Consider the following 14,536-nt stretch of genomic DNA (forward strand, 5'->3'; position numbering starts at 1 on the left):
TAGACCAGCAGAGGTACGGAATGCAAAAACGCCCCTCACCGGAGGTGAGAGGCGTTTTTTGAAAAAGTCACTCGGGCTTGGAGTTCAGATCCCGCTGGACTTCCGGGGATCGCATGATCTCGTCAAGTTCCATGGCATTATCCAGCGCCGTATCGGGCTGAAAATGGATCTCCGGCACCGTCCGGAGATTGAGAGCCTTGGAAAGCCCCGTTCTCAGGAACGGCGCCACCCGCTTCAGGGCAGGCAGGAGAACTTCCACGTCGCTCCGTCCCAGACGTGTCACGAAAGCCGTGGCATGTCTGAAATCCGGAGAAATGCGGACTTCCGTGACCGTAATCCGCACATCCAGCAGTTCCGGATCGCGAAATTCGGTCCGGGCGAACAGCTCCGCCAGAACCCGGCGGACCTCTTCGGCCACGCGAAGCTGGCGTGTGCTGGGTCCCTGGGCGGTAACGCCCGCGGGGCCTTTCAGGTCATGTCTCGAACGCGAACTCAAGCCGGGATCACTTCCATTTCATAGCACTCGACCATGTCGCCTTCGTGCAGGTCGTTATAACCCGCAAACGATAGACCACACTCATAGCCGCGTGCCACTTCCTTGACGTCATCCTTAAAGCGCTTGAGCTGGCTCAGTTCGCCTTCATGGATAACCACGTTGTCACGCAGCAGACGCACGCCACAGCCACGCTTGACGAGACCTTCGGTGACATAGCAGCCCGCGACCTTGCCGGTCTTGGTGATGTTGAACACCTGACGGACCTCTGCGTAGCCGAGGAACTTCTCGCGATGCTTCGGCGCGACCTTGCCTTTGACCAGCTGCTCCACATCATCCGCCACCTGGTAGATGATCGAGTAGTAGCGGATGTCCACACCCTCGCGCTGGGCCAGTTCACGGGCCTGCGTGGTTGCACGGACATTGAACGCCACGATGATGGCATCCGACGCCTTGGCAAGCTGGATATCGCTTTCCGTGATCTGACCGACACTGGCGTTCAGAACGCGGACCGCAACTTCCTCATGGGCCAGCTTCTGCACCGTCGTGGAAATGGCTTCCGCCGAACCCTGCACGTCAGCCTTGATGAGAAGGGCAACTTCCTTCTGCACACCGGCCTGGATCCGGGCCAGCATCTGATCGAGCGTTCCTCGGGCCGCAACCTGCGACGCCGCTTCCTTCTCCTTGATCTTCCGCTGACGGAACTCGCTGATCTCACGGGCCCGCGCATCGTTTTCAACGACAACGAACGGCTCACCCGCACCCGGCACACCCGTCAGGCCGAGCACCTCGACCGGCATGGACGGGCCGGCTTCCTTGACCTGACGACCACGATCATCGAGTACCGCACGGACACGGCCCCATTCGGAACCAGCCACCACGATGTCACCACGACGCAGCGTGCCCTTCTGGACGAGAACGGCTGCAACCGGGCCACGTCCACGGTCCAGACGACTTTCGATCACCACACCTTCGGCCACGCGATCCGGGTTAGCCTTCAGATCCAGCATTTCGGACTGGAGCAGAATGCATTCTTCAAGCTTGTCCAGACCGGTCCGCTTCAGAGCCGAAACCTCGACGTCCTGAGTGTCACCACCCATTTCCTCGACCACGATCTCGTGGTTCAGCAGTTCCTGACGCACGCGGTTCGGATTGGCACCCGGCTTGTCGATCTTGTTGATCGCCACGATGATCGGAGCATTGGCCGCCTTGGCGTGCTTGATGGCTTCGATCGTCTGCGGCATTACTCCGTCATCGGCTGCCACGACCAGAACCACAATATCGGTGACCGACGCGCCACGCGCACGCATGGAGGTGAATGCCTCATGACCCGGCGTGTCGATGAAGGTGATCTTCTTCCCCGACGGTGCCGTGATCTGATACGCGCCGATATGCTGCGTGATGCCACCGGCTTCGCTCGCCGCCACATCCGTGGTGCGCAGCGCATCGAGCAGGGAGGTCTTGCCGTGATCGACATGACCCATGACCGTGACGACCGGAGCACGGGGCTTCAGATCGTCAGCGTTGTCTTCAACACCCTCGATACCGATTTCAACATCGCTTTCGGAAACACGCTTGATGCGGTGGCCGAATTCCTCGACCACGAGTTCGGCAGTATCGCCATCGATGCTCTGCGCGGCCGTCGCCATGACGCCCATCTTCATGAGCGCCTTGATAACTTCGCCCTGACGGGCCGCCATACGGTTGGCCAGTTCGGCGACCGTAATGGTCTCCGGCACAACGACATCACGGACAACGCGGACCTGATCGGAGCGCAGACGCTCCAGTTCGGCCTGACGACGCTCTCGGTCACGCTGCCGGCGGACCGAAGCCAGCGAACGCGTCTTGTCGTCATCACCTTCGATCGCAGCGCGGACGTCGATGCGACCCGAACGGCGATCGCTGCCACCCCCCTTGCGGGACGGAGCGGACGGACGGCGCGGTGGGGCCAGCGGAGCGCCAGGACCACTGCGGCGCGGGGCGGGACGACGCTCGTCATCGCCACCGGCGGCCGCGCCGGAACGCAGATGCAGCGTTTCGTTGTTACGGGCCGGCGCGGCGGCTGCCGGACGGGACGGCTGGACCGGACGCGGTGGCATGATGGCACGCTCGGCGAGCGGACGCAGACGCTGGACCGGAGCGGCAAGCTGCACGCCGCCGGTGGAATGGCTGCGCGGATCGAGCGGAGCGGAGCGCTCGGCTTCCTCGGCTTCGCGGGCTGCCGCCTCGGCCGCAGCCTGTTCGGCGGCCCGCGACGCGGCTTCAGCCGCCGCCTGTTCGCGGGCCGCCTGCTGTTCGCTTTCCTTCAGAGCCGCGATTTCCGCGGCTTTCTGCTCGGCGATCAGGCGTTCTTCCTCGGCAGCGCGACGCGCGGCCTCGGCGGCAGACATGATCTGAATCTTTTCTTCCTCGCGCCGTGCGGCCTCGTCAGCAGCAGCCTTGCGCTGTCCCTCAAGGGCACGCTGGCGGGCCGCCAGTTCGGCTGCCGTCAGGGCACGACCACCCGCGCGGCCACCACGGGCGGATGCCCCGGCGCCCGGGCCAGTGGCGTTGCGCTTGGGTTTGCGGACCTCAACCTGCACGACCTTGGAGCGGCCATGGCTGAAGCTCTGACGCACGGAGCCGGCATCCACAGTACGCCCGACCTCCTGGCGTCCAGCAGGGCGAAGCGACAGGCGGCTGCTTCTGGTCTGTTCGCCGCCCTGTGATGGGGTGTTGTTTCCGTCCTGGTTGCGCTCGTTGCCGTCGCTCATAGTTCCGCCTGTTCCTTACTGACCCCTGCGGGGTCTGGGAGCGGACGTCCTGCCACTCCCGAAAATCTCTCATGTTCGGCGATCAGGCGCTGTGCCAGCGCTCCTGGCGCCACCACCGCATAGACCGCCCGGTCCCGGCTGAACGCCGATTCCAGGACCCGATCGGGAACTGTCACAACCGGCAGAGAACGCCGGCCCGACACCAGTCTGGAAAATTCGTCCGGACTTGCACTTTCCGAACGGATCACCACCCCTACCCTGCCTGAAGTAAGCCACTCCCGGCATTTCTGAAATCCGCAGACCGTCTGACCGGCTCTGCGGGCCAGACTGACTGCGTCCAGCATCCGCTGCACCAGCGCGGCTTCGACCAGATCAGCCAGACCTTCCGGTACAGTCACCTGGCCTTTCGCTGCTCTGGCGAAAGCCTGTCGTGTGCGGGCGCTATCTAACACATCCCGGCTGGCACTCAACCACATTCCCCGTCCCGGAAGTTTTCCGGCGAGATCGGGAACAACCCGGTTATCCGGACTGACCACGAAACGGATCATGCCTTCAGGCGGCTTCTGCTCTCGCGTTACGATGCATCGCCGCTCCGAGCCGCGACGCCCCAGAGCACCTCCTAAAGCACCACGAACAGGACCATTATCAGTATCAGAAATTTCAGACGTCGGTCGACTCCCCGTCACCGTTTTCTGCCTTCGCCGAGTCGGTATCTTCACCATCGAACCAGTGCGCACGGGCCGCCATGATGATTTCATTGGCGGCATCTTCGTCGATGGCCTCCTCACCGAGGATCTCCACCAGTTCGTCACCGGCCAGATCCGCCAGATCGTCGAGCGTCTTCACACCCTTCTCACCCAGCGTCACCAGCATCTGGTTCGTAAATGTTCCCAGTCCTGCCACGTCATCCGTGACACCCAGCGCCTTGCGCTGGTCGTCCAGGGCCTGTTCCTTGCTGGCCAGATAATCGTTGGCGCGATGCATGAGCTCTTCAGCCACGCTCTCGTCAAAGCCTTCGATATCATTCAGCTCGCCCGGATCGGTGTAGGCCAGTTCCTCGATCGTGTGGAAGCCTTCCGTCACCAGCAGGCCCGCGATCACGTCATCGACGTCCAGTGCCTCGACGAACTGCGAGGAGCGCTTGCGGAACTCTTCCTGACGACGCTCCGATTCCTCGGCCTCCGTCAGGATGTCGATGTCCCACCGCGTCAGCTGGCTGGCCAGACGCACGTTCTGTCCACGGCGACCGATGGCGAGCGAAAGCTGCTCGTCCGGCACCACGACCTCGACGCGGCCGGCTTCCTCATCCATCACCACCTTACTGACTTCAGCCGGGGCCAGCGCATTGACGACGAAGGTCGCAGCCTGCGGGCTCCAGGGGATGATATCGATCTTTTCGCCCTGCAATTCGGCCACGACGGCCTGAACGCGGGAGCCGCGCATACCGACGCAGGCACCGACCGGGTCGATTGCCGCGTCGCGGGAGATCACGGCCATCTTGGCGCGCGATCCCGGGTCGCGGGATACGGCCTTGATTTCGATGATGCCGTCGTAGATTTCGGGCACTTCCTGCGCGAACAGCTTGGCCAGGAAGGCCGGATGCGTGCGGGACAGGAAGATCTGCGGGCCACGCGGCTCGTCACGCACATCATAGATGTAGGCACGGACGCGGTCGGAATTGCGGAAGGATTCGCGCGGAATCAGCTCGTCGCGACGCAGCAGGGCTTCTGTATGGCCGATCTCGACCATGAGGTTGCCGTACTCGGTGCGCTTGACGGTGCCGTTGACGATCTCGCCCACGCGGTCCTTGAACTCGTTGTACTGGCGCTTGCGTTCGTATTCGCGCACCCGCTGCACGATGACCTGCTTGGCCGTCTGCGCGGCGATGCGGCCGAAATCGATCGGAGGCAGCGGATCGACCAGATGCTCGCCGACCTGGATTTCCGGCTGGAACTTGCGGGCGATGTGCAGCGGGATCTGGGTGTCCTCGTTCTCCACATGCTCGACCGCCTCGGTCCAGCGGCTCAGGCGGACTTCGCCCGTCTTGCGGTCGATTGTCGCACGGATGTCCTTTTCATGCCCGTACTTCGCGCGGCCAGCCTTCTGGATGGCCTGCTCCATGGCTTCGAGCACTTCCTCGCGGTCGATATTCTTCTCGCGGGAGACTGCATCGGCAACCAGCAGCAGTTCGGGACGTGTAACAGACGTGTCCATCAGATCGGACCTCCAGCCAGCATGAGACGGGTCATCACTTCTTTCCCGGCTTCTTCGGATTCAGTTTGGGCGCCTGGCGCGCTTCTTCGCCATCTTCCCCTTCGGAGTTCAGCCCCGCAAGAGCGGCGCTCGCTTCGATCAGCGCATCCGTCAGGACCAGACGCGCCTTGCGGATGTCCGCCAATGGCAGGACCGCCTCGGTTCCGTCATCCAGACGGATGATGGCACTGCCGTCCCGTGCGCCCATGACGGTGCCGGAAAAACGCCGGCGGCCATTGAGAGGAACGTCCAGTTCAGCCTTGGCGAGATGACCGGCGAATCGCTCCCAGTCCTTGGCGCGGGTCAGAGGACGGTCAATCCCGGCGGACGACACTTCCAGCATCCACGCACCGGGAATCGGGTCATCAACATCAAGGATCGCTCCCGCGGCGTGACTGATCTGTTCGCAGTCTTCCACCGAAATCAGGGAACCGTTCGCCCGGTCCGCCATGATCTGAATCGTGGGCGTATCACGCCCCAGCACCGAAAGACGCACGAGTTCGTAGCCCAGATCGGCCAGGGTCGGCGCGATCCGTTCCGCGATACGGGCTTCCAGCCCCGTAAGGTGAGGCAGTTCGATGTCGGAAGAAGCGTTCTGCTGAGACAAGACAAAAAAGGCGGCCCGTCAGGGCCACCCCCCAATGAGCGGAAGATGAATGGAATGTGCCTTATGTAAGTCACCTCCCCTCAGGACGCAAGGGGAACGCAAATCCCGTGGTTTCTGAACCGCTTAATTCATTGGGCGAGTCGAAAGATTTGTTTACATTCCGATGGCTCGAAAGCTCTTGTCTTCGGACGCTGTCGGGAGTGAGATGGTTCTGACATGACTCTCCCACCCGAGCCCCGTCCGGAACTGCGCCCGGAACCGCGCCCGCAGCCTTTGTCTGCCGATCCCGCCGCCCGGAGCCGGGTTCTGTGGGGTGGTGGCGCTCTCATCGCGGCCCTGACAGTCGGGGCAGGCGCTTTTTTCTATACCCACAACACGGCCACATCCCCCGCCCCCGCGGTGGCGCCCCCATCCCAGAACGTCCCGGTCGTGCCTGCCGCCCAGACCGCCGCGGTCCAGCTTTCCATGCTTCCCCCGGGGAGGGCTCCGGCTGCCCTTGCAAAGAGCGGCTTCAGTCCGGCCGACCGCGCCCGCATCCTCGCGGCGGTAAAGGACGGCAAGATGCGGCTCGTGGAAATGCCGGTTCTGGATGCTTCGGGCGCCGTCGGCCAGACCATTGACGTAACCGTTTCGGGTCTCACACAGCGCGTCGTCCTGACCGGCAGATTCCAGCATCTCGTCATTCCGATCGTCGAAGCCGGACAGATTCTCATTGCGCCGGTCAGCATCCCGCATGCGCCCGCCCTGATCGTTGGCGCCCTCACAGCCCTTGGCCCCGAAGCTCTGCCTGCCCTGACAACGCTCGACCAGCGCGTCCTACTCAATGTGATCGTCCAGTAAGGAACCGCCCGGTGTTCAAGTCTCTCGTGCCCATGCTCAACCGGGCCATGCCGCTGATGATGGCCGCCTTTCTCATTCTGGCGGTGATTCAGGTCGCGGTCATGCTACACCTGTCGCTGAACGGGCTGTGGGCCGCCATCGAATGGGGACGTCGTTTCTATCTTCCGCTGGCAGGTGTCAGTGCTCTGTTGGCAGTCATCGGGCTGGCGTATGAAACGTCAGCCGAAAAACTGGCGCGTCGCGGACTGCGCCGCAGGAAAGGTCTCATCATGGATGTTCTCAGTCGTCTGACGAACCGCGGAGCCCTTGAAGAACTCATGGCACGCGAACAGCGCGAAACCGTTCTCGACGCCGACGAACTGGCCGCGTCTCTCCGCGCCCGCGTCATCGGACAGGATCAGGTCTGTGAGGATATCGCCCAGCAGATGCGCCGCCGTCTGGCCCTTCAGGTCCGCGGCAAGCCCGTGGGTATTTTCCTGCTCGCAGGCCCTCCGGGCACCGGAAAAACCTATCTCGCCAAACAGATGGCCAGGCAGATGGAACGCCCCCTGCTGCATTTCGACATGACGCAGATGTCCAGCGCCCATGCCGCAACACAGCTCTTCGGCTCGCCCAAGGGCTATGTCGGCTCGGACACGTTCGGCAAGCTGACCGGGGGCCTCAAGGACCATCCGGATGCCGTGGTCCTGCTCGACGAGATTGAAAAAGCCCATCCGGACGTCTTCAAGAAGTTCCTCACCGCCTGGAATGACGGCCATGTCACGGAAGCCTCCACGGGCGAACAGGTTTCGACCACCCGTGCGATCTTCATGCTGACCTCCAACGTGGCGACCGAGGCCCTGACCGAAATCGCCGATCGCCTTGCAAACGAGCCTGAGAAGATGCGCGCCGAGTCGGTCGAGGCATTGCGCAAATCCGGTTTCGCCCCCGAGGTGCTGAACCGTCTGGACCGCATTTTCATTTTCCGCCCTCTTCGCGGACTGGATCTGGCCCGCGTCGCCGCACTCGAAATCGAGGCCATGATCGAAGGCTATGGCCTGCATGTGGAAACCGGGGGCATCGATGCCGGGGTCCTGTTCCAGGTCATGGTCAAGCAGAAGAATCTCGGCACCGGCGCGAGCGCGCGCGATCTTGTCCGCTCCATCGAGGACATGGTCAGCGAAAGCCTCATCGTCGCCCGTCAGCAGGGCGCCAAGCGCGTCCGTCTCGTCACGCAGGAGAACGGCACGGTTATCACCGAGATCGCCAGCGATACCGAAACCCAGCTCGGCCGGGTGAGCCACTGATCCATGACGGCATTCGGACGGCTCTGGCGACGCGCTCCCCTCTGGCGCACGAGCGTGATCGTAACGGTAGGCGCGCTCGGCATGGCCGCTTTCTATCCCACCCCGGCGCTCAAGAAGGCCATGCCGTGGCTTCCGGGGCACCCGCCCGGGGCGACACCGTATAATGCCGGGGCCGGAACATCACAGCCGGATGGACAGCAGAGCACCCAGCCCGGCGGCGCTCCGGGTCTTGGAGACCAGATCGGCGTGCCCGATCCCGGCATTGCCCAGCATGGCAGCATCACCATCGCCGGACGCACGCTCCCGCTTCCGGCCGGTGACTGGCATCCGATCCTGACGGCCCGGAGTGGCGCGCATGGCGAACTCTCCCAGCAGGTTCTGGCCCGGACCGATCGCGGTGTCGTCTCGGGCGTCATCGTCGTACGCGCCACGCAGCAGCCTGTCCCGGCCGATCTGGCGGAGCAGCTCGAAACGCCATGTCATGACGACCGCGATTACGCCGCGCATATTTCAGACAGGCCCGGCATCTCGCAGGAATGCAGCTATACCAGCAATGCCGTGCTTGAGAACCAGAGCGTCAGCACGGACCCGTTCATCACGGCAGCTTTTTCACGGATGCGCACACTGGGCTTTCCAATCCCGAGCCTGATGATCAATGTCGGCTGGTATTATGCAGCAGCAGCAGGTAAGGGCACCGCTCATATCGAAACGGTCGAGACGCTCGTCGCCCCGATCGAACATGGATCGCGCCAGTTGCTCGCTCCGCCGCAATACTGGAACAAGGCCTCGGTTCACAAGAACCCCGACGCCGCCCAGTTCATTGATGCACTGGACCGATGGATGATCGGCTGGTCACGGGTTCTGCGTCAGGGATTTGATGGAACGCTGAATACGGCGGCGCTCGTGCCGCCGCTCATCAACGATCCGTCCGCGCCTCAGCCGTCCTGAACAGCTATGGCAACGAAGAGGTACAGTTCCCTTTAGCAGTCTGGACTTCCGCCACTTTGCAACGCTTTTCGGGTTGATCCCGAACTTCTCCTTGCCCAGCGCCACGAACGAAGCCTGCGATCGCTGTATTGCCTGCTGCCCGCGCGGCCTGCGTGGCCGTGACACCGCCATGAGATACCTGTCCCATAAGGCTTCTTTCCACTCAGTGGACAATATCACCGGTTTTTATGTTTCTGGGATTGAAGGAATGACAAGGGCCTCGGATACAAAATCCAGGCTCCAGCGCTGTCCGGGTTCGTGAAGGATGGGCATGGGAGAGCGCGTTACCTGCGCCCTCTCGCGACCGCCCCGATGACAGACTTTCAGACAGATTTTCCCATCTTCCAATGTGCCTCCAGAGTTGTGGCCGCCCCATAATTGCCCCCATAATTGACTGAGTTCCGTGGAAGTTATAGGCAAAATGCTGGCCAGAGACCGGATGATGGATGAGAGCCCCGGTGCTTTGCCGGACAGCTACTGTCCAAGCCAATTTCCATGCAGTGTGAATCATAGCGTCTGTTCCGTATTGACTTCCCTGTCCGCTCCCGCCGCTCCAAACGAAACACCCCGATATGACAGCCACCCACACGATCATGCAATCCACCCCCCCGGTTTCGCAGTTATCCGCGTTCCCCCCTGCGTCCAGCATCGCGGCGATAGATGGCGGGGGGACCAAGACACTTCTGGTGGTGCTTGGCAGGGACGGAACACTGGGACCGGTGATGCGGGAAGCGGGTTCCAATCCTTTCGACCAAAGCGACTGGCAAACCGTTCTACAGTCCCTGATCGCACGGATCCCGGCCACAACGGAGGCCCTCTCGCTGGGGATTGCGGGATATGGTGAACCCCGCGTTCTGGGCCGCAAACAGGAGGAAGTCGTCAGGAACGCTTTTGCGCGACCTTTCAGTTTTACCGGTGATGTGGAAATGGCGTGTACAGGCGCTTTCGGTGGACGCGCAGGTGTTCTTCTCCTGTCCGGCACGGGCTCCGTTGCATGGGCGACAGATGGCAGAGGCAACCAGATCAGGGTCGGCGGCTGGGGCGGCCTGTTCGGTGACGAAGGAAGTGCTTTCTGGATCGGTCGTCAGGCGCTGTCTCTTCTGACCATGCTCCTGGACGGTCGCAATCAGGAGGATCAGGCCTTTCTCGAACCCTTTGCAGGCGCCATGGGGCTGCCAATCGAGAGAGAGGCCTGTGGGACGGCACTGCTGGCATGGTATGGAGCACTCGAACACCCACGGGCCTGTGTCGCGGCCCTTGCCCGGCATGTATCGGATCTGGCCGAGCAGGGACTTGAACCGGCCAGACGGCTGATGCGTGACGCCGCGGATCATCTGGGTGCCCATATCGATGCCGCACAGCGCCAGTTTTCCGGGACTCCGCTCCCGTGGAGTTATGCTGGCGGAACCTTCCAGAGCCAGTTCCTCCGCGACGTCATCACGGCCCGGCATGGCGCGCCCGTCGAGCCCCGTCTTCCTCCGGTCGGAGGGGGGCTGCTCAATGCCGCACGTCTGGCAGGCTGGGACCCGGATGACGACTGGATCGACCGGACCTCCCGGACACTCCATGTCGCAGGGCTGACATCGTGATCGGGAGCACACCAACTGACAGGGGCCTTACCGGCCGTTACGGACTGGTGCCTCTGGCTGTTGCTGCGGCAATCTTCTTCATCATGGGTTTCGTGACCTGGATGAACGGGCCACTGATTTCGTTTGTGCGTGTGGTGTTCGATCTCAGTGATACAACCGCCTTTCTTGTCCCGATGGTGTTCTATTTCTCATATTTCCTGTTTTCCCTGCCTGCGTCTTTTCTGGCCCGGAAACTGGGTTTGCGCGGAGGGCTTTCGACATCACTTCTGCTCTGTGCCGCTGGCGTGGCGCTGTTTGGACAGTTCATTGCGATACGCCTTTATGGAGGAGCACTGAGCGGCCTTCTGGTCATGGGGGCCGGCCTCTCGCTGATGCAGGTGGTCATCAATCCTCTCGTCAGCCTGCTCGGGCCGCCGGAGCGGGCCGCACAGCGCATCGCCATCATGGGCGTATGCAACAAATGCGCCGGAATCCTTGCGCCGATTGTTCTGGCGACGCTGGTTATGGGGGATATCGGCAGCATTTCCCAACGTGTCCAGGACGCAACCGACCCCATGGCGCGCAACGCGATCCTTACAGGTTTTGTTCACGCCATTTATGGCCCTTACATGACGATGGCCGCCATTCTGCTTGTAACAGCAATCGGTGTGGCGATCTGTCCCCTGCCCGATCTTCAGGCGCCGGCCCTGCCAGGCCTGCGAGACAGTACCGGACATATTTTCCGGCCCCATCTGGTCTTCGGAATTGCTGCCATGTTCCTCTATGTCGGCGTTGAAGTCATGGCAGGAGACGCCATCGGCACTTATGGGCAGGGCTTCGGTTTGCCGCTCAGCCAGACCCGCTTCTTCACCTCCCTGACCCTCACCGCAATGCTGGGGGGATACGTGGCCGGCTTTGTGATTGTTCCACGCGTCCTGACACAGGAACGGCTCATGGAACTGGCCTGTATTCTGGGAGGGATGCTCACAGTCATAGCCTTCCTGACGCATGGCTATGTTTCCGTACTCTGCGTGGCCCTTCTCGGGGCTGCCAACGCCATGCTGATGCCCACAATCTTCCCGATTGCGATCCGTGGCGCAGGTTCATGGACGCCGCTGGCATCCGCACTGCTTGTCATGGCGTATAGCGGCGGAGCCGTCATTCCGCAGATTTATGTCGCGCTGAAACCCGTGATCGGGCTTCAGACGATGTTCGCACTGCTTGTTCTGCCATCCTATCTTGCCATTCTGATCTATGCACGACGTTATGGTCAGACCGGCCTCCTGCCGCTGGATCAGGAGCGATGAGGATGCAGCTTGAAGGCAGGATCGTACTGCGCGACCGTGTCGTTTCGGGACGGGTTCCATCACATGCCCTGACGATGGGTGTAGGCACCATTCTTGAAGAAAGACGCCTTCTTCTGGTGACGGCCGGAGCAGGCAATGCCGCCAGATCCCGGACGACGGATCAGCGCGGACATCCGATCCGTCCCGTGATGGCCGCGTGCCTTAAAGTGGTCCGGCCTTATTCCACCGCATTGCAGCGCCGGGTCGAGCCGGGGAAATCCGAACATTCACCTTTCACGGCATCCCAGCGGAAATCCATTTCCGGGCCTGCCATACCGTTGTTCTGGAACTCGGTCGTCACCGCGCTCACATTCGTCACATGGCCCTTGCTGTAGATCAGGTCGACATACCCGTTGTGAAAGCCTGGAATCTTGCCCACGCCTTCGAAATAGGTCGGTTTTCCATCTTTTCCTGGAACGGCAAACAGTTTGCTCACCTGAGCCGGGGTCGCATGTTCCAGCTTGCGCAGGAATTCGGGGGACAGGCTCTGACAACTGATTTCAGGACGCGGGTCCTCGCCCACGTTTGAATCCCAGCATGCCTTCTGACCTGCAAATGGCGTGGCGGATGCGAACTGAGGCACGACCAGCCCTGCCCCCACCACCGCCATCATCGTGAAACCCCTGAAATGCTTCAAACATACCATCTGCAAAATACTCCAACAGAACCGTCTGTTTTCCGAATCTATCACAGTCCGGCGACGGAACCCACAGAGGCAGCCGAACACCTTTTGCGGAAATGACCCTTCAGGACGGCGGAGACATCTCGGGATAAAGCCAGCGCACCACCCGCTCCATCGTCAGACCCTGCACGATGATCGTGAACACCACGACCCCATAGCAGACCGGGAGCAGCGTATCGCGCAGATCCCCGGACGGAAGCCCCAGCGCCAGCGCGACGGAAATACCTCCCCTCAGCCCGCCCCAGGTCAGAACACCCAGAGCACGCCCCCGCTGTCCGGGTTGCAGATGAACAGGCATGGTGGAGAGGAAAACGCTCGCACCCCGCACCAGAACCGAAAGCGGGATGACCACCAGCATCGTCAGGAGCGGCGCCAGGTGAAGCCGGATTTCCAGAAGCTCGAACCCGATCAGCAGGAACAGCAGCGCGTTCAGGATCTCATCGATCAGGTTCCAGAACACCACCATGTCCTCGCGGGATTTCCGGGCAATGGCGCGATGACCCGCCTTGCCCGCAAAACTCATGCCTGCCACCACGACCGCAATCGGCCCGGACATGTGCAGCCCGTTCGCGAGGCTATACGTCCCCGTCGCCAGCGCCAGGGAGCCCAGAAGATCGATCTGCGTGTCTTCCACTCCCCGCAGCAGCCGCAGGGTCAGCCAGCTCGCGAAGGCACCCAGCAGACCGCCGCCCACGGCCTCGACCAGAAACCGCAACACGAAATCGCCGATCGAGACGGAACTCGTCTCTCCGGTCGCCAGCCCGATCATGATCCCGAAAATGACCACTCCCACGCCATCATTGAACAGGCTTTCGCCCGCGAATATCGCCTGCAAAGCCGGTGGCAGCCCCAGCCTGCGCAACATGCCCACGACCGAAACCGGATCGGTCGGCGCAAGCATCGCTCCCAGCAGCACGCACCAGCTGAAGGGAACCGCCAGCCCGAACACGGGAAAGATGAGCCATGCCGGAACCGCGAGCAGTCCTACCGCCAGTGACGTCCCCAGAATGGCCAGCGCCGCAACCGACTTCCCGCGCGACAGCAGCAGGCCCGGATCAACCTGCATCGCTCCAGCAAACAGCAGGAAAGACAAAGCCCCATCAAGCAGCGTCCGGGGCAGATTGATCGTTCCCAGCAGGGACTGCGGGACCTGTTGCAGGTCATAGTCCGGAAACAGAGGATTCAGGATGATAACAATCAGGGAAATCAGCATCGAGATCAGCAGGACCCCGATGGTCAGCGGCAGTTTCAGGGTCCGGTAATTGATAATCCCGAGCAGGGTCGCCACAGCCAGCAGCAGAGCAAACAGCCCCAGAGAGTTCATGTCCACGCGCCTCCCCGATATCTGCTCCGGGAGCCCCTTACAGCACGGCACGGCGCACCGCAAGCGAACGGATCCGTCTTCATGCTATCCCGCAGGCGGCACGATTACGCTTCCTTACGGTTCCTGACATGACAGTCACGAGGACAGGACGCATTCTTTCCGGCAGGGAAACAGGAGGAACCGGTCCCCGTGAAAAAAACCTGCGCCGCGGCCGTTTTCGTTCTGCTTTCAGCCTGTGCCTCACATTCCTCGCCTGCCGACATGGCAGCCACCGCCAACGACGATGATTCCGGTTACAATGTCCGGGGCCATCAGGGAGGTGGCATGGGAGGCAACGGTAATATCTGGGGCGAAGTCCTCAGAACCGCTCTCCAGACCGGTATGGGCTTCGTCCATC

Annotated in this window: 13 protein-coding genes and 2 pseudogenes; 6 read left to right on the forward strand and 9 right to left on the reverse strand. The window is 61.9% G+C overall.

From position 1 onward, the window contains the following. Positions 1–67: 67 nt before the first annotated feature. The 5 genes from rbfA to rimP are packed head-to-tail and all read right to left on the reverse strand — an operon-like array spanning position 68 to position 6,106. Positions 68–496, reverse strand: coding sequence for a 30S ribosome-binding factor RbfA (rbfA, locus tag GFJ39_RS10280; RefSeq protein WP_194285351.1), 429 nt, complete (start codon positions 494–496; stop codon positions 68–70). Next, positions 493–3,246 (reverse strand): translation initiation factor IF-2, encoded by a 2,754-nt coding sequence (gene infB / locus GFJ39_RS10285; RefSeq protein ID WP_153431250.1) that lies wholly within the window; start codon positions 3,244–3,246, stop codon positions 493–495. Before infB ends, rbfA begins: the two co-directional genes overlap by 4 nt. Next, on the reverse strand, positions 3,243–3,905 hold the full coding sequence (locus GFJ39_RS10290; protein WP_407645887.1) for an RNA-binding protein: 663 nt from the start codon (positions 3,903–3,905) through the stop codon (positions 3,243–3,245). Before GFJ39_RS10290 ends, infB begins: the two co-directional genes overlap by 4 nt. 1 nt (position 3,906) lies before the next feature. Beyond that, positions 3,907–5,460, reverse strand: a complete 1,554-nt coding sequence (gene nusA / locus GFJ39_RS10295; RefSeq protein WP_153431251.1) for a transcription termination factor NusA — start codon at positions 5,458–5,460, stop codon at positions 3,907–3,909. A 34-nt stretch (positions 5,461–5,494) separates the two neighbouring features. Further along, positions 5,495–6,106 carry a ribosome maturation factor RimP gene (gene rimP, locus GFJ39_RS10300; protein WP_153431252.1) on the reverse strand — a complete coding sequence of 204 codons (612 nt, stop codon included), beginning with the start codon at positions 6,104–6,106 and terminating at the stop codon, positions 5,495–5,497. A 216-nt stretch (positions 6,107–6,322) separates the two neighbouring features. On the opposite strand from rimP, the gene GFJ39_RS10305 reads away from it, so the two are divergent. The 3 genes from GFJ39_RS10305 to GFJ39_RS10315 are packed head-to-tail and all read left to right on the forward strand — an operon-like array spanning position 6,323 to position 9,180. Next, entirely contained in the window at positions 6,323–6,946 is a 624-nt protein-coding gene (locus GFJ39_RS10305) for a hypothetical protein (protein WP_153431253.1), read from the forward strand. 32 nt (positions 6,947–6,978) lie between these two features. Next, the gene (locus GFJ39_RS10310; RefSeq protein WP_153431260.1) at positions 6,979–8,232 is read left to right on the forward strand and encodes an AAA family ATPase; all 1,254 of its coding nucleotides are present in this window, start codon (positions 6,979–6,981) and stop codon (positions 8,230–8,232) included. A 3-nt stretch (positions 8,233–8,235) separates the two neighbouring features. Beyond that, positions 8,236–9,180, forward strand: a complete 945-nt coding sequence (locus GFJ39_RS10315) for a hypothetical protein (protein ID WP_153431254.1) — start codon at positions 8,236–8,238, stop codon at positions 9,178–9,180. Between the two features lie 45 nt (positions 9,181–9,225). Here the strand turns inward: GFJ39_RS10315 and GFJ39_RS14260 are convergent. Both GFJ39_RS14260 and GFJ39_RS14535 read right to left on the reverse strand, forming a co-directional pair. Beyond that, positions 9,226–9,367, reverse strand: a pseudogene (locus GFJ39_RS14260) (IS481 family transposase); the annotation flags it as partial. A gap of 65 nt (positions 9,368–9,432) precedes the next feature. Then, positions 9,433–9,546, reverse strand: a pseudogene (locus GFJ39_RS14535) (IS3 family transposase); the annotation flags it as partial. 245 nt (positions 9,547–9,791) lie between these two features. Between GFJ39_RS14535 and GFJ39_RS10320 the strand changes: the two are divergent. Both GFJ39_RS10320 and gluP read left to right on the forward strand, forming a co-directional pair. Then, on the forward strand, positions 9,792–10,808 hold the full coding sequence (locus GFJ39_RS10320; RefSeq protein WP_194285352.1) for an N-acetylglucosamine kinase: 1,017 nt from the start codon (positions 9,792–9,794) through the stop codon (positions 10,806–10,808). Continuing rightward, complete coding sequence (gluP, locus tag GFJ39_RS10325; protein ID WP_325062913.1) at positions 10,805–12,094, forward strand: glucose/galactose MFS transporter; 1,290 nt, start codon at positions 10,805–10,807, stop codon at positions 12,092–12,094. The genes GFJ39_RS10320 and gluP overlap by 4 nt, the downstream gene beginning before the upstream one ends. 217 nt (positions 12,095–12,311) lie before the next feature. Here gluP and GFJ39_RS10330 read toward each other — a convergent pair whose 3' ends face one another. Next, positions 12,312–12,779, reverse strand: a complete 468-nt coding sequence (locus tag GFJ39_RS10330; protein WP_153431255.1) for a hypothetical protein — start codon at positions 12,777–12,779, stop codon at positions 12,312–12,314. A 100-nt stretch (positions 12,780–12,879) separates the two neighbouring features. Beyond that, entirely contained in the window at positions 12,880–14,139 is a 1,260-nt protein-coding gene (locus GFJ39_RS10335) for a cation:proton antiporter (RefSeq protein WP_153431263.1), read from the reverse strand. Positions 14,140–14,328: 189 nt separating this feature from the next. Here GFJ39_RS10335 and GFJ39_RS10340 point away from each other — a divergent pair. Beyond that, positions 14,329–14,536, forward strand: a 208-nt coding sequence (locus GFJ39_RS10340; protein WP_153431256.1) for a hypothetical protein, incomplete at its 3' end; no start/stop codon positions are given.

It is taken from the genome of Gluconobacter aidae (assembly GCF_009547075.1).
GTDB classification, from domain to species: Bacteria; Pseudomonadota; Alphaproteobacteria; order Acetobacterales; family Acetobacteraceae; genus Gluconobacter; species Gluconobacter aidae.